General features: G+C 41.7%; 17 protein-coding genes and 1 CRISPR repeat array. All 17 genes read left to right on the top strand.

Translation table 11 applies throughout. The features are described 5' to 3' along the window. The first annotated feature begins 21 nt into the window (after window positions 1-21). The 17 genes from DTOX_RS14485 (at window position 22) to DTOX_RS14405 (ending at window position 22,217) form a co-directional block, all read left to right on the top strand. Window positions 22-1,359 (top strand): PP2C family serine/threonine-protein phosphatase, encoded by a 1,338-nt coding sequence (locus tag DTOX_RS14485; protein WP_015758436.1) that lies wholly within the window; start codon window positions 22-24, stop codon window positions 1,357-1,359. Between the two features lie 6 nt (window positions 1,360-1,365). After that, a complete protein-coding gene (locus DTOX_RS14480) occupies window positions 1,366-2,784 on the top strand; it encodes a serine/threonine protein kinase (RefSeq protein ID WP_015758435.1) in 1,419 nt (472 codons plus the stop codon). Window positions 2,785-2,841: 57 nt separating this feature from the next. Further along, window positions 2,842-4,143, top strand: coding sequence for a TerD family protein (locus DTOX_RS14475; RefSeq protein WP_015758434.1), 1,302 nt, complete (start codon window positions 2,842-2,844; stop codon window positions 4,141-4,143). 214 nt (window positions 4,144-4,357) lie between these two features. After that, a complete protein-coding gene (locus tag DTOX_RS14470) occupies window positions 4,358-4,906 on the top strand; it encodes a Uma2 family endonuclease (protein WP_015758433.1) in 549 nt (182 codons plus the stop codon). 396 nt (window positions 4,907-5,302) lie between these two features. Next, on the top strand, window positions 5,303-6,604 hold the full coding sequence (locus tag DTOX_RS14465) for a WYL domain-containing protein (RefSeq protein ID WP_015758432.1): 1,302 nt from the start codon (window positions 5,303-5,305) through the stop codon (window positions 6,602-6,604). Further along, a complete protein-coding gene (locus DTOX_RS14460; RefSeq protein WP_015758431.1) occupies window positions 6,597-7,625 on the top strand; it encodes a helix-turn-helix transcriptional regulator in 1,029 nt (342 codons plus the stop codon). Before DTOX_RS14465 ends, DTOX_RS14460 begins: the two co-directional genes overlap by 8 nt. A gap of 268 nt (window positions 7,626-7,893) precedes the next feature. After that, window positions 7,894-8,400: a YcjF family protein gene (locus DTOX_RS14455; RefSeq protein ID WP_015758430.1), complete on the top strand. Its 507-nt coding sequence runs from the start codon at window positions 7,894-7,896 to the stop codon at window positions 8,398-8,400. 19 nt (window positions 8,401-8,419) lie between these two features. Beyond that, window positions 8,420-9,283, top strand: coding sequence for a hypothetical protein (locus DTOX_RS21600; protein WP_015758429.1), 864 nt, complete (start codon window positions 8,420-8,422; stop codon window positions 9,281-9,283). Window positions 9,284-9,678: 395 nt separating this feature from the next. Further along, window positions 9,679-9,876, top strand: coding sequence for a hypothetical protein (locus tag DTOX_RS23775; protein ID WP_015758428.1), 198 nt, complete (start codon window positions 9,679-9,681; stop codon window positions 9,874-9,876). Between the two features lie 1,415 nt (window positions 9,877-11,291). Continuing rightward, the gene (csx2, locus tag DTOX_RS14440) at window positions 11,292-12,947 is read left to right on the top strand and encodes a TIGR02221 family CRISPR-associated protein (RefSeq protein ID WP_015758427.1); all 1,656 of its coding nucleotides are present in this window, start codon (window positions 11,292-11,294) and stop codon (window positions 12,945-12,947) included. Window positions 12,948-13,102: 155 nt separating this feature from the next. Continuing rightward, window positions 13,103-14,242: a type III-B CRISPR module RAMP protein Cmr1 gene (gene cmr1 / locus DTOX_RS14435; protein WP_015758426.1), complete on the top strand. Its 1,140-nt coding sequence runs from the start codon at window positions 13,103-13,105 to the stop codon at window positions 14,240-14,242. Further along, window positions 14,239-16,110 (top strand): type III-B CRISPR-associated protein Cas10/Cmr2, encoded by a 1,872-nt coding sequence (gene cas10 / locus DTOX_RS14430; RefSeq protein ID WP_015758425.1) that lies wholly within the window; start codon window positions 14,239-14,241, stop codon window positions 16,108-16,110. Before cmr1 ends, cas10 begins: the two co-directional genes overlap by 4 nt. After that, window positions 16,107-17,237 (top strand): type III-B CRISPR module-associated Cmr3 family protein, encoded by a 1,131-nt coding sequence (locus DTOX_RS14425; RefSeq protein ID WP_015758424.1) that lies wholly within the window; start codon window positions 16,107-16,109, stop codon window positions 17,235-17,237. Before cas10 ends, DTOX_RS14425 begins: the two co-directional genes overlap by 4 nt. After that, a complete protein-coding gene (cmr4, locus tag DTOX_RS14420; RefSeq protein WP_015758423.1) occupies window positions 17,234-18,055 on the top strand; it encodes a type III-B CRISPR module RAMP protein Cmr4 in 822 nt (273 codons plus the stop codon). The genes DTOX_RS14425 and cmr4 overlap by 4 nt, the downstream gene beginning before the upstream one ends. Further along, on the top strand, window positions 18,052-18,453 hold the full coding sequence (gene cmr5 / locus DTOX_RS14415; protein WP_015758422.1) for a type III-B CRISPR module-associated protein Cmr5: 402 nt from the start codon (window positions 18,052-18,054) through the stop codon (window positions 18,451-18,453). Before cmr4 ends, cmr5 begins: the two co-directional genes overlap by 4 nt. Further along, the gene (gene cmr6, locus DTOX_RS14410) at window positions 18,453-19,628 is read left to right on the top strand and encodes a type III-B CRISPR module RAMP protein Cmr6 (protein WP_015758421.1); all 1,176 of its coding nucleotides are present in this window, start codon (window positions 18,453-18,455) and stop codon (window positions 19,626-19,628) included. The genes cmr5 and cmr6 overlap by 1 nt, the downstream gene beginning before the upstream one ends. Before the next feature lie 298 nt (window positions 19,629-19,926). Continuing rightward, a CRISPR array of direct repeats spans window positions 19,927-20,413; the repeat unit is 38 nt; unit sequence GTCTGAAAACAAAATAATTCCCATAGGGAATTGAAACT. A 166-nt stretch (window positions 20,414-20,579) separates the two neighbouring features. Continuing rightward, the gene (locus tag DTOX_RS14405; protein WP_015758420.1) at window positions 20,580-22,217 is read left to right on the top strand and encodes a CRISPR-associated endonuclease Cas4/Cas1; all 1,638 of its coding nucleotides are present in this window, start codon (window positions 20,580-20,582) and stop codon (window positions 22,215-22,217) included. The last annotated feature ends 5 nt before the right edge of the window (window positions 22,218-22,222 follow it).

The raw sequence follows: 22,222 nt of genomic DNA, 5'->3' as shown, positions 1-22,222 counted from the left end.
CTCTCTTAAAAGGGGGCTAATATGAATTTAGTTGTAAATATAGGAAGATATTATACCGGCAAAGCTGATATGGATGAGGCGAAAACAAAACTTATAGATATGGGCTTTACAATAGAAGAAACCAGGGAACTGGTAATGGTTAAGGCAGCGGATGCCGGCCGTACTACACTTCTTGAAAAGCTTAATTCGGGCAGTATGTCAATATATGAGTTTTTTTCAGAAGCAGAAAAACTATATGAAAAACCTAATCATAAGATTATTAAAACAAAAAATGACAGGATTATAAAAAGTAGTGATTACGACATAGTAGGGGACGTATTGCTTCCAACGAGAGATATAAAATTAAACTTAAATTATACTAAAGATAAGAAAGTAATTCAGACAGATAAAATAATTTTATCCTTCCGTCAGTCTGAAAATAAGCAGTCTGTTATAAAGCAAACGGAACCTCCGGTAAAAGACAGCCGGGAAAAACCTGCTCCAAAGGAAGAAGAGGTGGTCTACCCCCGGTGGAGGGACCTGCCTCCGGCTGACCAAGAGGACTGGGTTGAAATTAACGACTCCGCTTTTAAGGAATGGAATGGCTGGGGGATTTGTGCCGCCAGCCGCCGGGGTAAAACTCATGCCCATGAAGGCAGTCACCGGGATGATTCCTTTGGTTTTGATTTTGAAAACGGTTGGAGCATTTTAGCCGCGGCAGATGGAGCCGGTTCCTGCCGTTTATCAAGAGTAGGTTCAAAAATAGGCTGCGAGATGGCTGTTAAAACCTTAAAACAATTTCTTAAAGATTATAAAGTGAAGCAAATAGAAGGTGTAAATATTCCGGAGGAAACTGACTTGATAAAAATTCGGACCTTTCTTGTAGATACAATGCATGAGGTCCTTATATCCTTAAAGGAAGAAGCAGCCGCCAGGAAGATTGAATTTGATCTTTTGTCAACAACTATGCTAATTGCTGTTCACCGTGAGTGGATGGGTAAAAGTTTGATTGCCAGCATTCAGGTGGGGGACGGGGCAATAGCCTTATGGCATGGCGGCAGCAGTGTTTCAATTCTGGGTGTTGCTGACAGCGGTGAGTATGCCAGTGAAACAAAATTTATTACCACTAAGGACATTGAAAAAGAATTTGAACATAAGGTGTTTTTTGCTATCAAGCCGGAGGTAGATGCTGTAGCTGTTATGACCGACGGCATTTCCGACGACTTTTTCCCTGTAGATACAATGATGCCGAAAATGTTTGAGTATGTATATCAAATAGTTCTGGGAGAAAATCCGGCAGACAAACTTGTTGATTGGCTGGGGTATGAAAAGAGGGGCTCTTTTGACGACCGGACCATTGTATTTTTGCACAGGAGGTAACTATACTTGGCTAAGAGAAAAACAGCAAAAAATCCGGTAGCAACCTTGATTGACGGAACTGAACTTGAATACCTGCCTGAGATTATTGGCGAGGGAAGTGAAGGTATTGTTCACTTTACCGCTGACCGGTTGTCAATAATAAAGTTTTATAAAGATGAAGCTGACTTGAAAGACCCGGAGCGTAAAGACCGTATTGATCATATCGTTAATAAATATAATCCGACAAGGGATAAAATATCAGGAGATTATTGGAGCAATTTATATTGCTGGCCTGCCGGTCTGGTGGTATCTCCTAAGCTCGGAGTGAAGGTTCCTGTTTATCCGGCCAAATTCTTTACCTCTGACGGCATAGAGAAGAAGTTAAGCTGGTTTGTAAATCCTAAGACCAGAAATTTCGTGCCGGCCGCTGAAAGGGGCACCTGGCTTGGACATTTAAAAATGGCCATTACTATGGCCAGGTCAACCAGGAGGCTGCATTCCGCAGGCTTAGCGCACTCGGATCTTTCCTATAATAATTTCCTGGGTGATCCTGTCAGCGGTTCCACAGTTATGATTGATGTTGACGGTCTGGTTGTGCCGGGACTGCACCCGCCGAAAATTGCCGGCACTCCGGGCCTGATAGCGCCGGAAGTTCTGATGGGTACGGCAGAGCCGTCGATCAGGACTGATTTACACGCTTTGGCAGTTTTAATATACCAAACCCTTTTATTCAGGCACCCTTTAAAAGGCCCCAGGATTAATTCCACGTCTTCTGCGGAAGAAGATGAACAACTTTCACTGGGGGAAAAGGCACTCTTCATAGAGAACCCGACGGATCATTCCAACCGGCCTGCTAAGCTGGTAACCGGTTATGAATGTATGGGACCATATTTGTCCGAGGTTATTCCCCAATCCTTTGTTCATGCCCTGCACTCTCCTGATAATCGTCCTACTGCCCTTGATTGGGAGAGTGCTTTAGTGCGTACAGCAGATTTGATTCATCCCTGCAGTAACGAAAAATGTGAAATGAAGTGGTTTGTACTTTCTAAAGCTATGGATTATTGTTGTCCGTTTTGTAAGCAAAAGATTGCTCTTCCCTTCGTACCCATTCTTCACTGCTACAGAGAACAGCCCGGTAAACCGGGCAATTTCTTAAATGAAAAGCACCGGCTGGTGGTTTGGCATGGCATGTATATCTACAAATGGCATGTATTTGATAATATTTGGGCCGGAGAAAATGTCGATAAAACTCCGCAAGGGTATTTCGTTTACCATGAAAACAACTGGTACCTCTATAACATGGAGATGGACTTAAAAGTAATTGAGAACGGATATCCAAAACCGGTACCCAAAGGTCAGCATGTGAGATTATCAGAAGGGCTGCAACTGCGTTTGTCCTCTGAATCCCACGGACGCTTAATACTTACTCAGTTCTTGCGTATATAAGAGAAGCTTATAAGAAAATTAGGTTTCTAAAGTATTAAGGCGGTGATTTAAATTATCTTGCAGGAACAAATTAACGGTATGACGACCGGAGGTTGTTTAAAGCTGAAAGCGGGTGAATACAAGGGGCCTGTCAATATAAATAAACCCGTGACCATAGAAGGAAGCAATACGACAATTTGGGCCGGAAGCAGCCCGGTTATTGATGTCACAAAAGAAGGGGTCGTATTAAAAAACCTGCAAGTGGAGGCAACCAGGGGTTCCAATGATATTGCCATCCGTTCAGAGGACAGTTATGGGGTATTGGTTGAAAACGTGGAGGTAAGGGGTAGGGTAACCGGTTTTGGAGCCGAATCGGGAGTGTGGGATTTTCCTGACTCCCTGAATTTCGGGCAATTACCTCACAGCCGGGCAATTATACTTAAGATGAGATTGTCTCTGCCGGTCAGCTGTAAAATAATATCTCATATTGCGGGTATAATTATTGAACCTGAGTTGGTTGGTCCCGGAACGGTGGAAGTACTGATAAAAATTAATCCTTTGTTTCAAAATTCAATCCTGTGCGGAAGTTTTTTGTTAGTGTCAAAATTCATCAGGCGCATTCCGGTCAACGCCATAGTAACCGGCAGTGCTTTCGTATCTAACGGTCAGCTGATCTGGAGTCCGTCAGGTGCCTGTCTGCCAGAGGGCGCACCTGAACCTGTGGCTGAATATTATCAAAATACCGGTGTAAATACCAATGACCCTGCTGTTGATAAAAAGTTAACGCCATCAGATAAAAATTACGGTTTAGTTCAAGAAACCGGCTCAATACCCGTGCTTAAAAAAGGACAGCGGATAGAATTATCGCAATTTAATCCCGGAGATAAGAAAATTTTTGTCGGCATAGGCTGGGATAATAGATTGGCAGCCCCCATTGAAATTGATGCTGTGGCGTTTATTTTAGGGGGCAACAAAAAAATTATCAGGGATGAAGACCTTATTTTCTATGGTAACCGGTCAAGCAGTGATGGCAGTATATCACTTCTGGGACAGGGAAAAGGCCTGCAGGAGAAAATTTCTATAGATTTATCAAGGCTTCCCCAACAGTATGAGAGAATTGTTATAGCTCTGGCTATCTATGAGGGGAAGAAAAAACAGCAATATTTTAATCAGCTGGAAAGGGTATATATAAAAGTATCGGATGAATCAGGGAAACCGATGTTTTATTTCGAAGTCAAGGATTTTGCTCTTATGGAGAATTCATTAATAATAGCAGAGATCTACCGGTACAAAGGTAAATGGAAGTTAGCTGCCGTTGGAGCGGGATATAGGGATGATTTGAAAGCTTTGTGTGAGATGTATGGGGTGGAAATTATGTAAGGTGAGTATTACGACACGCTGCAATCTTGCTTGCAACGATTGCTCTTTTGCCAGCCTCAGAACGTCTTGAGACAGTTTGATTCCTGTTCATCGCAGTCGCAGGAAGCTTGCAAGGAACTGTCCGGGGCTATAGGTATTAGCTTCTGAATATGGTATAATATGTACATAATAATGTTTATTCGAAAAGGTAGTCTTTGGGTAAGGAGAGGTGCCTATGCAAATTGAAGTAGCTGATAGATTGTTTACCTATGAGGATTATTTAAAAATTGAAGATGACAATCAATACGAGCTCATTGGAGGGAAATTGATTTTGGTTCCGGCACCGAGAACGATACATCAGAAGATAACCAGAAAGCTGCTTCAGACTATCGGAATATTTGTTGATAAAAATAATCTTGGCGAATTATACGGTGCGCCTATTGACGTACTGCTAAGTGAAAAAGAAAAACCTCAGCCTGATATTGTGTTTATCTCAAAAGAACGGTTGGACATTATTACCGAAATGAATATCCAAGGCACACCTGATCTCGTGGTTGAAATATTGTCTCCGTCAACAGGCAAATATGATAAAGTTGAAAAAAGTAAAATGTATTACAAGCATGGAGTAAAGGAATATTGGATAGTTGATCCTGTTCATAAAGTTATTGAGATTTTTGTAGCCGGTGAAAAAAATTGGATTTTGTTTCAGTCCTATGGTGAAGATAATACATTGACATCTCCCTTGTTAGACGGTTTAGAGATACAATTGAAAGGTGTAATATAATGAAATGACCTGAATAATGGGTTCTTTCTTGTTGATAGACAGGATAGCGGTCTCATTAACCCCCACCTGATGCTATAGGCTGGGGTTTTTTGCTTGTATATCTACATCCGATGGTTGTATGATTTGTATATATAGATATAAGGGTAATTTTAGCGAATTAAACAGTAAAATTTATCAGTAATAAAAGGAAAAGTTATATAAATGTAGAAATTAAAAATAATCATCAAGACTTCTAACCATTAATTACTAGCTACTCGTTGCAGCAATGGGACTATATTTCAAGTTAGCTAATTAGATTTTAACTTTAGCACCTAAATCTTATAACCATTAGCTTAATAAAAAGAAATTCGGCATAAATATATAAAATTCTAAAAAGATTGCAGAGGAAGTTTTAGTATGGCAAAACAAAAAGAGGTAGAAAAGCGAAGAACGGAGATCTTAGAATACCTTTCAATCCAGGAAGATAGACAGGCTTCATTTAATGATTTAGCAATATATTTTAAATTATCGGCAAGGGCTATAAAGCTTGATTGTATTGAATTGGAAAAGCAGAGTTTAGTAGTAAGATATCGAGGTGGTGTTAAAATTACTGGTGTAGGGTTGGAATGCTTAGGTAATATTTCTAAACTGACAGCCCGGCCGCTAAAGAGAAAGCACCTGCGTCAGTTAGTTATTTTACGGATCCTTTCTAATCTAATAGGAACGGCAAAACATAGAGCAGGTCTTACATTTACGGAAATATATAACGCCACCGGTTTGGGTGATTGGGGCTGTGGGGATAAGGTAGAACTGGGATTTACAAAGGATGCAGTAAAAAATGATTTAGAGGAGCTTTCTGTAGAGGGATTGGTTGGTTGTACAGGAGACAGATACCATCCGGGCAGTTTCCTTATGGCACCTTTTGTTCTTACCAATAGGCAGTCGCAACAGCTTCAGCACTATCTTAATTCCCTTCCGGCTGTTCTTCCCATGGAACCGAATGAAATAAATTCCATTAGGGAAAAACTTAATGCGTCGCTAGTGGTGGGTGGAGATGATGCACGCTATGAGGAGCAGGTGAAGTTATTCTTAAGGGAAGTGATGCACGGGTATCTACCGGAGGAAAGTCAAAATGTTGAGGTGGCTCAAACCCTAAGGGAGTGTGTAGTCAGGAGAAAGGTGGTTGAGGTTATCTACCGGGGTAGAAGAGCGAGGCTTAAGCCTTTGGGTGTAATTTATCACTGGCGACGTGGTCTGTGGTATGTTATTGCTTTTGGAGGACGTGCGCAGGGTAAGGTTCCCCTGGTTTTTCGCCTGGACCGGATGGAGAAGGCCGAGCAGTTGGATAGGGATTTTGCAATGCCGGGGGAGGAGGAAGTTTCTCAATTGCTGTCCCGCTACTGGGGCGTTAGCGGAGATAAAACTTTTCAAGTGGAGGTTAGATTCAGAAACACTTCCTGGGATACAAATGCAGTTGAACGGATGATTTGTGAAATGAATTATAGAAAAAGTTATTATGATGGTTGCCAGGTTAAGCTTTACCCGGATGGCTCAGCTATTTTAAGGGATGAAATAACCGGTCTTTCAGAATTTAAGTCCTGGCTTAGAGGCTACGGTGATGTGGTTGAAGTTATTTCACCACTCTGGCTTCAGGAGTCAGTTAAGGAGACAGCAGGACGCATGCTGGCTGTATATAGGGGGGAGGACCCATATGCATGATGAGGTTATATTCAGACTAATGCGGATTATGCAACTGCTGGAGGGTTACCCTGAGGGTCTTTCAGCTGAGCAATTGTCAAAAATAACCGGATACTCAGAGATAATAATACTGGAGGATCTGAATTGGGTTGCAATGCAGTCGGAATATGCCCAGCACTACTCTCTTTTCCCGGATCCGAATCTGGAGGAAGCATATGAAGGTGATTGTGAAGTGCATGATCCAAAAATAAAATGGTTCTTGATGTCCAGGAAAAATTCAACGCCGGGAATATCTTTGACTGCCGCAGAGTCGGCAGGATTACTCTGGGCATTGGAGGAAAATCCCCCGAGCGAGGAGTTAAGGTGGCTGCGGGAATGCCTGCGGTCCAGGGTTTTGCCCCATGCAGGTCAGAATTCAGTACGGGAATTTTCCAGTACTATAAAAGTAAAATCCGGGGTGAAGTTGGCAGGCGCACAATATCTTTCCCAACTCAGGCTGGCTGTTATTCAGGAGAGATTAGTGCAAATGCTCTACTACGCTAAGAATTACAGTGAGGACCGAGAGGTAAGGCTAATGCCACTGGGGCTTGTTTTTTACAACGGTACTGGTTCCTGGTATCTGATAGGAAGAGAATTTTCCGGCAAAGACAATCATGTTAACAGGGAGCTTGTTTTTCACCTGGAGAGGATTAAATCCTTAGTAGTTCTCGGTGAGTGCTTTACATATCCAATAGATTTTTCCCTTAAGGATTTCCTGCGGTGTAGATGGGGTATGGATATGTCTCCGCCGGTTCAGGTAAAAGTCAAGTTTTATGACCGGGCCAGTGTGCATGAAAAAGTTAGATCAGAACTAAAAAGGCGAGGTTTGACACCACCCCAAAAACAGCTTGACGGATCCCTTTTATGGGAGGGCGAAATCCGGGGTAAAAATAATTTTACCAAGTGGATTTTAAGCTTTGGTTCAGCGGCGGAAATAATCGAACCAGGTGAAATGCGTCGCCGGGTAATATCAATTGCCAGAACTATATATGAAAGATTATAAAATATATCAATACGTAAAATTTTAAAAAAATTCCCATAAGGAAAAGTTCTGCAACAAATGTATTACAAAATATTGACTTTAACCGGATGCTCTAATAGACCTCCGGTTTTATATACCCTATACTTTATATTTTTTAGCCATATTGTAATAAGGCTATTTTTTTTGCGGTTCTCCGGAAACTTTTTCTCCTTTTCTTTAGTCTATAATTTTTATAAATAAAAAGGGTTTTATAAGTTATTTTAATCGACTCGAAAGAGGGTTAAATATTATGAGTAAATTTGAAGAAGTAAAAGAAAAATTAGCCCGTGAGTATGCTCAGCTGGAAAGCTCGTCGTGCAGCGAGCATGAGAGTGTAGATAAGATTATTATGGTTACTTCCGCCCTGTGCGCTGGTATTGCTGTTCAGCCCTTGCCCTTTGCCGATATTGCCATATTAACGCCGCTACAGGCTTTTATGGCCATGAAGATAGGCAAGATTAAGGGATTTGAACTGTCAACGTGGCGGTCAAAGGAGATTATTGTCGAATTGGGTGGCTTGACTGGGATGGGCTTTTTAGCACAGCAGGCCACCATAAGTCTTTACAAACTCGGCCTACCTTTTGCAGGTGGTTTTTTTACCCTACCCATAGCCTTTGCGTTTACCTATGCCATGGGAAGGGTAGTCAGCTATTATTTTGATGTGCGCCGGGCCGGAGAGCCTCTGGATAGAGATATTGTCTGCAAAATATGGAATGCAGCACTACAGGAGGGTAAAAAATTAGGCAAAAAGCGGTAATTTGATATTAGTAAAGGGGATGATTGCTCTGGCAAAACTCAAGATGCCGGATATAAAAGGCCGAACAGCCGGGATTTTAAAAAAGACCGGTGACGAAATAGGCATCCTGGCAGTGATGCAGGTTCTCCGGCAGAACCAGTATGATGCCATAGATACTCCTGAGGCCCGGATGATTGTGGAGTCAATTAAAAGATCAACTAATGACCTTGCTCCTGATGCGAGTCTGGAAGAGGTGTCTGAATATGTATCCAATGTCAGTGATACCTCTATGGTTGGATTTATTAATAATATTAAGGGTATTTATCACGAGATAAAGTTTGTTGAGGCTGAAAATGCCGATGGTGATGATACCTATGCCCGGTTGCATCCTGATGTCAATTACCCCGGCAGTGATGTTATACTCACCAATGCTGACGGTGAGGAAGTGGAGGTGCAGCTTAAGGCTGTTAATAGTTCTGAGCCGGTAAAACTTGCTTTAGAAAAATACCCTGACACGGAGGTTTATGCCACATCTGAGGTGGCAGATGATTTAGCTGGGAATTCAATGGTGCATGATTCGGGCTTTTCCAACATTGATATTACAAACGAAGTGCGGCAGGAATTATTAGATCTCGATGCTGCCGCAGCACGTCCCTTGGACTTTATCCCGCACGCAGTCTTGTGGTCTACCACCTTATTAGTGGTTCCGGTTATGAGAGAATGGTGGCGGGGAAATATCACCAGGGAACAGTGTGCATACAGGGTGGCCAAAATAACCGGGCTTAAGGTGGTTAAGATTGTAGCCATTATGGCTCTCCTGTCTTTTCCCCCGACTTCGGCGCCCACCTCAGTCTATCTGGCGGTAAAGGTTTGTTACCATGTCTTTAAGGCCTATGCCCGGTAGTAGTGCATTCATAACTATAATTGTGTAGAGAAACAAATATTTGAAATGGGGCTTATAAATTTTTACAAATGGAATGATTAAAGGTGCAGCAACGATAGTAATAACAGGTTTGAATCTAGTAGAAAACGTATACGTGGATCTTCTTATCTTCAACATTTTGCCCGGAACCAGCTGAATGAATTAACAAAAACCAGTATAAATCTATGGTATGAAGAAACCCTGCCAACGGACAGTTTATTTTATTTTCTCCTAATTTCACATAGCGGTAAAGATAACTCTTTAGATAAAGTTAAGCAAATGTTTAATGAGTGTCCTTATCTTCAGATTGGCGGGAATGAAACTGTGGGACAGGGTTGGTGTGCGGTAGCTTGGCCGGAGAAACAGGGAGGTAACAAATGAGTAAAACACTGGAACAAGAACGGGCAGCGGATGCCTTGCAAAAAGTGAAAGAGGTGAGACAGGAACGTAAGGAATTGCTATGTGTTTTAAAGGGGAGGAGAGATTTAACCAATAGTAGAGAAATGCTAAAAAGATCGAGCGTCGTTGGTGTGCAAAAAAGCCGGGGGTTGCTCGATCTTAAAAAATATCTTTAATTATGCGGGCTAGAGGGGTTTACAATGATGATTTGTTTGATGTAAAATGGATAAAAATATGAAATTATTTTAGACGCTCGCAAAGTGGCTTTGCAGGCCTTGTATTTCAAGGCTTGTAGCGGGCAGTATCTGAAAACAAAATAATTCCCGTAGGGAATTGAAACTTAATAATTACCTCCTTAATCAATATTCCTTATCACATCTGAAAACAAAATAATTCCCGTAGGGAATTGAAACGATTTAAAGTACGCTGCTAATACTATGCCTTATATATATCTGAAAACAAAATAATTCCCGTAGGGAATTGAAACCTTGCTCAGACAACGGTCCCGGTTTATTGAGTATGCAATATCTGAAAACAAAATAATTCCCGTAGGGAATTGAAACTACGGTATCTCCTGCTCAAGCCATTTATTTGCAGCCGTAGTCTGAAAACAAAACAATTGCCATATATAAGTTTAAAAATAAAATAATTCCTATACATAAAACATTCATATAACAATCCTATATCCCAAAAATTCAAGGTTAGGTAAATACATTTATAAATTTCTTAATTTAATTGAGGTTTTTCGAGTCAGTTGCTTTTCAGGTAACTGGCTTTTTTGTTCTTCTGGATTGTACAAAATTAAATATATTTTAGACTACATCAATCTAAAATATATTGGTTACTTTTGCACAAATCATTAAAGAATGAACGTCATGTTGTATATACGTCTCTGACTGGAAAATATTTTACCTGGCTGGTTAGCTATAATTGTGTAGAGTAATGACAAAAAATTATTATTATTTTGCGGGATAGGGGTTGATTGAATGGGGGTTTTAGACATTTTTTCTAAGAGAATAATTAATGGTGCAGCAATGGTTGTAAAACAGGTGTTAATCTGGTAGAAAACTTATTCGAAGGACTTATTGGCAAGAATGAGTTACGAAAACTGTACGTGAAGTAGGTTATGCGGTGGCGGTAGTAGGTGCTTACTCAAAAAACATTAAATCGGGCTGTAGATATTATAGATGGGCCCGTGGATGTCGGGATGCTACGGTAATCATTATTAGGCTTAAATCGAGATATATATCGAAATTGTAGGAAAAATTGCAACTTTTTGCAGGAAAACGTGACTATGCGGTAGAAACTTATACCTAATAATGCATCTAGTGGGAAGTGACCTTACAATGGTTTTCAAGCAAGGCCTTAAATCTGTTGATTCTTGAATTTATCAAGAAAAACCCTTCCCCGGTTCGTATAAATTACAAACCATTGTTATGAGCTTTGAAAAATGTTAGCATGTGGGTTTTTTTATATATTAGGATACGCTGGCAAAAGGAAGATATTGCGACCAGGGTATGCATACTGGTGGAAACTTTTTATGCCGGAGTGGGGTAGAAAATACATTGACATAGGCAGGGGAGGGAGTTAAATGTGTAAGTTAATTACTTTTATCGGAACAGGTAAATATGAGGAAACTACTTATATATTTGATACAAATAAAATATATACCCGCTATTTTTCCGTATTTTCCACAGCAATCATAAAACCTGTTGAAGTTCTGGTAGTTAGAACCGAGGAGGCAGCTAATGAGCACTGGGGTCCTCTTTGTCAGGAATTTTTAGAAAATGGTTTTTCTGAACCTGTTCCGATAGATGTACCGGAAGGAAAAAGTACAAAGGAACTCTGGGAGATATTCAATACATTAATAGATAAGGTCGATGAACAGGACAGTGTGGTATTTGATATAACTCACGGTTTTCGATCTCTTTCCCTGGTATGCTTCCTTAGTATCGCCTACCTAAAATTTGTTAAGAATGTGCAAATTAAGGGTCTCTATTATGGAGCATATGAAGCTAGGGATAAAGAAAAAAATATTACTCCGGTTTTTGATTTAACTGATTTTTGCTCACTGCTTGATTGGATTGTTGGTGTAAATTCTTTTATCCAGCACGGCAGTGCCCGGGAAATCAGCAGTCTCCTGGTAATGGCTCAAAAAAAAGCTAAGGAAAAGCAGGGCCCGGCGCGTCGGGAGCTAAATAGTTTTGGTATGTTAATTGAAGATATTTCCCGGGCTTTGTTTACCACCAGACCTTTTGAACTGGTCAACAAGGCTCGCAATTTAAAATATTATAAAGAGGGAACTGAGCAAAGAAATATTCTGGAACGTGATGTCTGGGAGTGGGCTGCTCCTTTTGGTGTCTTAATGGATAAAATCATAGAAGAGTATTATGCCTTTGCAGGGGTGGAAGATCATTATAACCCTCTCAATCTTGAAAGGCACCTGGCAGCGGTCCGCTGGTATGTTGAGCATAATTATGCTCCTCAAGCACTATCAATGATGAGAGAACTGGTAATATCATTTACTATGTGCCAGAAAGGAGAGTACGGGAAGGCTTTTGATCGGGGTATGCGTGAACTGACAGCAGGACAGCTGTACAGGGCTAAGGAAAATAGTCTCTCAGGAAAGCTGTGGTCTAAGCTGTCTGACCCACGCAATGATGTAATCCATGCTGGCTGGAGAACCAATCCCAGGTCATCCCATAAGGTAATGCAGGAAACCAGTGAATGTCTTGCATTATTGGAGGAATTATTCAGTGAAGAAGGGCTGATAGTTTGTCACGAGATACCTGATTCAGATGGAGAAGCTTCAAACTTAAAGGTTCTTATAACACCTTTGGGAATGTCTCCGGGACTTTTATATACCGCTATAAATCACATTGAGCCGGATCGTATTTTGGTACTCACGTCTAAAGAGGGTAGGGCATTGCTGACAGAGATAACAACTCAAGCAGGTTATAGCGGAGGAATAGAAGTGGTAGAAGTGAAAGATCCTTTTGCCGGATTCAATGAATTATCCGAAGTAATAGAAAAAGTTATGGGTTATTTGGAAATGCTGCCGCCACACAAAATTTACATAAACTTGGCCGGGGGTACTACTTTGCTGCAATATATAACAACCCGTATAGCCGGGCTTAAGGTAGATAATTGTGAGGAGTTAGTTAATGTAGTCATGATAGATAAAAGACCGGTTCGTGAACAGCAGGAAAACCCCTATGTTATGGGTGATATGTTAGTTGTTGAATAAAGATATTTTATGGATCTGAATGTGAGTAAAACCGTTTGAAATATCAGGGTTTAATTGTAGTATTTATGATTTTCAGTTTTTCAGGACTGACATTATGACTATGTAAAATAATTAAGGTTATAAATTAGAGCAATATGAATTAATCTGGAGGGGTTATGAATAATATAAGAGCTGTTTATCAAGTGGTAACGCCCCTTTTTATGGGGGGAGCAAATCCAGTAAATAGTGCAGAACTGCGTCCCCCTTCTTTTAAGGGAGTAATGCGTTTTTGGTACCGGGCAGTCACTCTTCCCAAATATAAAGACTGGTCAGAGGTAAAAAAGAAAGAGCAGGAACTCTTTGGCAGTACTGATAGCCAGGCCAGGTTTTTGATAAGATTGAAGCCGGAAGGGGATGTTCAAATCTGTGATCCGGAGTATAACCTGTCCGGAGATGGTAAGTCATATTTGGGCTATGGTTTAATAAAACCGGGAAAAAATCAGAAAACTGTTAGAGCTTTTATTAAACAGAATGCGCGCTTTTCAGTAACTCTTACCTTTCGTAAACTAATAGATGAGTCAGATCGTAAAGATTTGATAATGGCATTACAGGCGTTAGGATTGTTTGGCGGTTTGGGGTCTCGTTCCCGTCGAGGCTTTGGTTCTGCTTGCCTGGAATCCCTGGAGTTGGGTAAAGAGGAAGTCTGGTCTGCCCCCCTAAATACGACGGGATTGCGGGATAGGATAGAAATTTTTCTCAATGAATTAGGTGACCTATCAGAGGATTTACCTGAATATACAGCTTTTAGCCGACGAAGTCGGGTAATAGTTTTGCCATCGGACAGAGACGAAACAGACCTGTTTGATAAAATCGGAAGAGAACTGATTAGTTATCGTAGTTATGGAATAGGCAGGGATGGCATCCATATGTTGCCGTGGAATGTTCCGGCGGAGCAGATTTTCAGTGAGGATCATGATTTAGTATACGATTTTTACAGAGGGAAAGAACTGGTTAAGCACCCCTGCCGCTCAGTTTTTGGGTTGCCGCATAATTACCGGGTTTCCGGATGTAACGTAAGTGTCAATGCGGAAAAACAGGAGCGGCGGGCCAGTCCTTTATTTATTCACCTGCACCTGGTAGGTGGAAAATTTGCAGCCGTTATTAGTGTGTTGCCGGCTGTTTATCTTCCTGAAGGTGAAAAAATAAAAATTAGTCTAAAGCAAAAGCTTCAAAAGATACCTGTTAAGGTGGACTATTCTGTACTATACAATTTTTTGGAACGCTTTCCTGACAGGTTGGAGGTGAGGCTGGGATGAGTAAGAAAATTCTTCATTTTACACTCGGCCCGGTACAGAGTTTTGTCGCCCAGGCCCGGCGGACCCGCGATCTCTGGGCCGGCTCATTTATACTCTCATATCTGGCCGGACAGGCTATGTATTTAGTACACAGAGCCGGGGGAAAGATAATTTTTCCTGCTGTATACGATAATAACGGGATTATAAATGATCCACTGCTGAATGTAATAGCCGACAAAAATGAGGGAAAGCCGATAAGTAAAAAACCTGTTGCCGGTACTTTACCCAATCGCTTTAAGGCTGAGATTCCCGGTGAATTTAAGCCTGTTGAATGCAGGCAGGCAGTAATAAGTGCCTGGAGAGAAATAGCCGGTGCAGTATGGAATAAGTATATAGAACCAGTGGCTATCTATGGGAAAGGTACTAAAGAAATATGGGAGCGCCAGGTAAATAATTTTTGGGAAGTATCCTGGGTGGTTAGTGATAATGCAGAAAGTGATGATTTACTTGACCGGAGGAAAAATTGGCGCAGTTATGTGCAGGCTGAGGAACCTGGTGATAAATGTACTATCATGGGTAATCTTCAGGAACTTTCAGGTCATACCCGTTCCTTAAATAGTAAAAAACAGGATGAATTTTGGGGGGAACTGCGTAAAAAAGTTAAAGCGTTGGAGTTACGAAAAGATGAGCGGCTCTGTGCCGTGACTATAATCAAACGACTATTCCCCTTTACTGCAAAAACAGTATTGGGGTGGGATGTCCCAACAAGTTACCCCTCAAATTCGAATATCTCGGCAGTTCACTGGGTAGAAAAGGTAATGCAAAATGATACTGAAAAGGTTGTAAATTTTTTAGAATATTCGCGCAATTGCGGCCTGGCTCCGGAAGGCGGTAAACAGTCAGCCCAAATTTACTGCTTGCGGCAGATGCAAAAAGAAAAACCGGAAATAGCGGCGTTTGCAAAATTAAACGGCAATTTGTTTTTTGAAAGCACTTTACAAAATGATAATCTCTGGGATGAAAGTATTAAGGAGCAGAGAAAACATTTAACGAAGTTACTGAAGGAATTTAAGCAGTCGCCCGAACCTTTTTATGCCGTTCTAATAATGGACGGCGACTCTTTAGGGAATTTGCTGCGAATTAATGACAGTGCGGAAGTGAGCCAGGCGTTGTCACGTTTCAATGACATGGTTCCGAAAATACTGGAACAAAATAACGGTGTCCTGGTTTATGCCGGCGGTGATGATGTTCTGGCTCTTTTACCACTGGAAGATGCTATCAAGACAGCAGTAGAAATATCCAGGGCTTATTCCAATAGTTTTAGTGGTAGATTGGCAAATGGGGAGGCTACAATTTCTGCGGGTATTGTTTATGCCCACAACCACGCACCCTTAAAGTCCATATTACAAGAAGCACACCGATTGCTGGATGAAATAGCAAAAGAAGAAACCGGGCGCTCCAGCCTGGCTGTTAGTGTCTGGAAAACTGCCGGCCGGGTATTACAGTGGTCTGCTCCCTGGGAAGTAATAACAAGTGGGGATAGTTGTTTGGTGGATGAATTGGTAGAGGATTTTCGGGGAAAGTCCAGTTATGAGGATCAATACAACAGCTCATTCTTTTATAACCTTCGCAAGCGTTTTGATTGGTTGTCCGGAGACAATAATATTTTAACTTTTGAGGAAGCAGTTGACCTGTTGGCAGCGGAATACCTTAAAAACCGCGGGCGTGAAAATATTGCTGAGGCTACAGCAAAAAGCCGGGTCGAAAAATTATTAATGTTTTGTCGAAGGTTTTTACGCGGGCCTGATGGAGTACAGTCTTTAAATAAACTGAATGTAGACGGGGCCCTTTTAGTTCGTTTTTTGGCCGAAAAGGGGGTTGTGGAATGACGGGAAGGTTTTGGGTTTTCTCAGCTTTGGATAGTTTATTCTTTGGCGACGGAACCCCTTACAATGCGGGTGAGGGTGGTCAGTCAAGGGTAGGCGGCTGTTTTCCGCCGTTTATGAGTACCTTGCAGGGAGCAGTTCGTACCGCTCTGGCCGAGGGGCAAGGATGGACGCCAAAGAACCCTGAAAAATGGCCACAAGAGCTGGGTACTCCCGAGCACCTGGGAAATTTAAAATTAATGGGCCCTTATCTGTTAGAAGACGGGCTAATACTTTTTCCGGTACCGCTGTTATTAATGCAAAAAAAAGATAAAGATATGAAATTTAGCCGTTTGGTGCCGGGGGAAAAGGTTGATTGTGATCTGGGGTATGTATGTCTGCCGCGGCTTAAAGAGAAGCTTCCCGGAGCTAAATTAATGGAAAAACATTGGCTTACAGCGGAGGGCTTAAAAGCTATTCTTGCAGGCGGACTGCCGGATAAAGACGATGTTTTTGAACAGGACAAACTATGGCAGGAGGAAAGCCGGGTAGGTATAGAGCGGCAGCAAAGCACGCGTACTGCAGCGGTTGGTAAAATTTATTCTTCCATGCATGTACGGCTAAGAGATTTTGAGCAGACGGTCAGCCTGGGAGTTTATGTGGATGGAATACCGGAGGACTGGCACGATAAGGTTGCCAGGGTCGTACGGATGGGTGGTGAGGGTAGAATGGCCAGCCTGGATATCAAAGAAACCGGGTTCGAACTACCCCCGCATCCGGAATTAAAGCCGAGGGACGGCAAGGTGCAGTTTACTGTTACTCTAATTACGCCGGGTTGGTTTGATGATTTAGATAGAGTTATAATAAGCGGTCCTGTGAAAAGCATTCCAGGAGAATTAGTTACTGCCTGTATCGGGAAACTAAAGCATGTAGGTGGTTGGGACATTAAAAATTGCTGTCCCCGACCCTTAAAACCGGTGCTTCCGGCAGGTACTACCTGGTTTTTTGAAGCAGCGGCAGCTGAGTTGGTACGGGTATACTCACTGCACGGGCAATGTATCGGTAACAATAATGAAAAACAAAAGGATAATGATAAAACTGCCTATGGCTTTGGACAAATCGTAATCGGGAGATGGGGGGATGAACAATGAAAAGTGCAATTATCGGTTTACTGGCGGAAACCAGTCTACATCCGGGTACGGAACAGAGTACCGGTGTAGTGGACATGCCGGTGGCCAGGGAATCATTTAGCGGATACCCTGTTATTGTTGGTTCAAGTATGAAAGGGGCTTTAAGAGATATGGCCCACCGGAGAAAGTTAGTGGATGAGGATGAGATTTTCGGTAAACCGGATAAAGCGGGCGCGGTTGCCGTTACCGATGCCCGGCTCCTGTTGTTACCGGTTCGGTCAATGACCGGGCATTATAAGTGGGTTACCTGCCCGTATATCTTAGAACGCCTTCAGAGGGATAGAATATTAGCAGGGATGGGTGGGTCCTTAGAAATACCGCGACCGGACAAAGAACAGGCCTTTTCATCTGGAGAAGAAAATAGCATATTTTTGGAGGAGTTATCTTTCAAAGCGGTAAAAGGTGAGTTGACTAAAATGGTTGATGTTATTAAACCTTTAATTCCTCATAAGTCTGTACAAGAACGTCTAAATGACCAGTTAGTTATAATTAATGATGACAATTTCGCTTATTTTGCAGCTTATGGTCTACAAGTTAATGCCCGGAACCAGCTGAATGAGATAACAAAAACCAGTATGAATCTATGGTATGAAGAAACCCTGCCACCGGACAGCTTATTTTATTTTCTCCTTATTTCACATAGTGATAAAGATAACTCTTTAGACAAAGTTAAGCAATTGTTTAATGAGTGTCCTTATCTTCAGATTGGTGGGAATGAAACTGTGGGGCAGGGTTGGTGTGCGGTAGCTTGGCCGGAGAAACAGGGGGGTAACAAATGAGCAAAACACTTGAACAAGAACGGGCAGCGGATGCCCTGCAAAAAGTGAAAGAGGTGAGACAGGAACGTAAGGATTTGCTGATTGAATATTCCTCTTATGCCAAGAGTCTCCCAGCTACTATTTTGGCGAATGGCCTAGGCCAGGCCGCAGCAACCTTGTTGGCTAAAGCTAAGGACAATAAAAAAGACGCACATTATATTTTGTATACGCATTTAAGAGAATGGCTTTGCAGTGATAGAGAAGTAGTGCCTTATAACAAGGGAGAAGACTTAATGGAGGCCATTACCTCAAATGACCGCAATGCCTATATACGCGCCCAGGCCGAGGCATTGGCCTGGCTGCAGTGGCTTAAAAAATTTGCAGCAGCGTATTTGCACAATCCGGAAGGTGAAAAATAATGAAGCTGCCTTTATATTATGAGCATAATGTACCTAAGGAATTAAATGCTGGGGATAGCAATGCCGGTCTGTGGTATGATAAGTTTTGCCATAAGTGGATAGTTAATGGAGGGAGCTACTGGAATCTAAAATCTTTTCCTCAAAATAAAACAACTATTAATCCTAAGGCCGAATGGATTAATACAGTTACGGGCATGAAAATTGGGAAAGCAGAACGAATAAGTGAAATGAACCGGCGATTGGTTAATATGGTTGAGATCTTGAAAGGCAAAATGTGTGTGTTGGCTACGGAGTGGCGTTTTGTTAGCGGCTTGGGGCGGGAACACCCGGTAGAAAATGGTTTTGCCTGGCATCATACTCTGGGTACTCCTTACTTACCCGGCACATCTTTTAAAGGAGTAATACGTTCATGGGTGGAAAACCAGGAAGAAAATTATCTCCCCGGAGATGAAAAGGGGGATGTTATAAACCGCATATTCGGTCCCCGGGATAAATCAGAGAAAAAGTTAGGCAGTGTGCTGTTTTTTGATGCCTTACCCGTAGATCCAGTGCGGCTTGAAGCGGAAATAATGACACCGCATTATTCAGATTATTACCGTGATAAAACCCCCCCGGCCGACTGGTTAAAACCCGAGCCTATTCAATTTCTCACTGTTGCCCCCGGGCAGGCCTTTATTTTCGCAGTAGCCCCGTGTCATCCGGAAGAAGAGCAGTCTAAAAAAGATGTTCAAAAGGTTTTTCAATGGTTGGAAGAAGCCCTAACTTGGCAAGGTGCCGGTGCTAAGACAGCAGTAGGATATGGTCGCTTTGTGCAAGATCTTCAGGCTGAGCAGATGTGGGAAGATAGGAGAAAAAAACAGCAGAGAGAAGAAAAGCAGCAAGAGCAAGAAAGAATAGAAAAAGAGTTGGCGGAAAAACGCCTGAATGAATTAGCGTCCATGAGCCAGGTCCGGCGGGAAATGGAAGAGGACGGGGTAAGCGACAGACCGAATGATTTTATGGAGCAATTAACTAAAAAATGGTTACCCCGCCTGGAGGAAGCTGAGCCTGCAGAGCGTCTTGAAATTGCAGCTATACTGGCTGAGTGGTACCGGAAAAATAAGCCGAACGATTGGAAAAAACCGAAAGGGAAAAACAAAGATAAAGTGGAGAAAATAAAATCGGTATTAATGTGAAATACGAGATTGCACAGATTATTGCTCTTGATCATTACAGCTGGATTAATGCTGGTATGTATTTTAAAGGGGAGGAGAGATTTAACCAATAGTAGAAAGATACTAAAAAGATCGAGCGTCGTTGGTGTGCAAAAAAGCCGGGGGTTGCTCGATCTTAAAAAATATCGTTAATTATGCGGGTTATAGGGGTTTACAATGATGACTTGTTTGATGTAAAATAGATGAAAATATGAAATTATTTTAGACGCTCGCAAAATGGCTTTGTAGGCCTTGTATTTCAAGGCTTATAGCGGGCAGGGTCTGAAAACAAAATAATTCCCATAGGGAATTGAAACTAAAACCGCCTTCATTTAGGCGGTTCCTCACCTCTATGTCTGAAAACAAAATAATTCCCATAGGGAATTGAAACTAAAACCGCCTTCATTTAGGCGGTTCCTCACCTCTATGTCTGAAAACAAAATAATTCCCATAGGGAATTGAAACTACATAATGCTACTTGATATTCAAGATCGGATAGTAAAGTCTGAAAACAAAATAATTCCCATAGGGAATTGAAACTCAATAGTTTTATATGTAACAATTTTAGCTTTTACAATCGTCTGAAAACAAAATAATTCCCATAGGGAATTGAAACTGGACATAAAATCCAAGAGCCTTTAATCTTCGCTGACGGTCTGAAAACAAAATAATTCCCATAGGGAATTGAAACATAACCATTTATCCGTCTAATGAAATCCATCTCTTCATGTCTGAAAACAAAATAATTCCCAAGGGAATTGAAACCTCCTCATCCTCTAATTCAAGATTATCACCTCTATACAAACATTTCCACAAGAAATTGAAACGTCCGTCTTATAGGTTCTGTGAGTAGAAAATTATATTCCCTAAGTATATTAAACATCCATAAAGGCAATTATATTGGCACTATATGTTAATTAGGAAGTGACTATTATGGATGAAATGTGTTGCGATTCACAGTATAAATATCTACCTGTTTCAGCTGTAGCGGAAATTCTTTATTGTCCGAGAAACTTTTATTATCGTATTGTGGAGGGCGCTAAAGAGTATAACGCTCACCTTTTAGAAGGGCAACTGCAAGAAGAAAAACGGAACAATCGTTTAGCAATAAGCAGAGAAGAATACCAACAGAATAAGTCTGTTATGGTCTCTTCTGAAAGACTGCGGCTAATCGGAGTATTGGATGCGGTTGAAGAAGGAGAGGATATTTATCCTGTAGAGTATAAAAAAGGTGAACTCAAGGAAAGTCTGAATGATGACGTTCAGGTTTGTGCTCAGGCCATGCTTTTGGAGGAAAAATTAGGTCGGGAAATTCTCCGTGGTTACATATATTACAGCCAATCACATGCCCGCCGTGTAGTGGTCTTTGATCGATCACTGCGTGAATTGGTGGAGAATACGATTAAAAGGGCTTATGAAATAATCTATTCGGGGCAAATACCTCAGCCGCTGGCAGATTTCCGCTGTTATGGCTGTTCTCTTGCCGGTCGCTGTTTGCCTTATGAGGTGAATTATCTAACCGGAGCAGATGATAAAACACCTGCCCGCCCACTACCGTCATTAAATCTTGGCAGGGTATTATATGTTGATGAACCGGGTGCATATGTACGTAAGAAAGGTGAACGAGTTCAGGTGACCAGAGATAAAGAAGTGCTGGTTGATATACCCTTGTGTAATCTGGAGCAATTGGTGCTGGCCGGTACAGTTAATATATCTGCGCAGGTAATCAAGCTTTTACTTGATAGAGGAACAGAAGTGCATTTCGTTTCACGCGCAGGTAAGTATTACGGTTCACTCCAGCCGGCACTGACGAAAAATTCTGCTCTGCGCATAGCACAACATAAAGCATATCAGGATATGGAATTGCGCTTAAAGTATGCCGTTCTTTTTGTGCAGGGAAAGCTGGCCAATATGCGTACAATACTGCTTCGTTATAATAGGGATCTTAAAGAAAAACAATTAGAAGAAGCTATTTGTAGACTTAAGTCTTTGAGCAAAAATTTATATAAAGCAGATTCATTAAATAGCTTAATGGGTATAGAAGGTGCTGCTACCCGTGAATATTTCAGAGTTTTTAATTACATGATCAAGCAGCATGTGCCCTTCAATTTTCAACAGCGCAGCAGGCGACCTCCGGGAGACCCTGTGAATGCTTTGCTTAGTTTTGCTTATACTCTTTTGACTAAAGACATGATTGCATCTGTGTCTATCGTGGGCTATGATCCGTATATTGGTTTTTTGCACCGCTCGGATTATGGCAGACCAGCATTGGCACTGGATTTTATAGAAGAATTTCGGCCAATTGTTGCAGATTCAGTTGTTTTGACCGTTTTAAACAAGGGTATGATAAATACCGATGATTTTGAATACAAAATGGGTGGTTGTTTTTTAAACGACAGTGGTCGCAAGAAATTTTACCGTGCCTATGAAGAACGGAGGCATGAGATGATCTCACATCCGTTGTTTGGTTACAGAATATCTTATATGCGTGTTTTTGAACTGCAAGCCCGCTTTTTTGCTAAGGTATTAAGGGGGGAATTGAATGAATACAAGCCTTTTATGGTGAGGTGAGCTGG

It is taken from the genome of Desulfofarcimen acetoxidans DSM 771, assembly GCF_000024205.1.
GTDB classification, from domain to species: Bacteria; Bacillota; Desulfotomaculia; order Desulfotomaculales; family Desulfofarciminaceae; genus Desulfofarcimen; species Desulfofarcimen acetoxidans.
The sequence above is the reverse complement of the archived record's forward strand: the minus strand, read 5'-3'. Positions and strand labels throughout refer to the sequence as shown.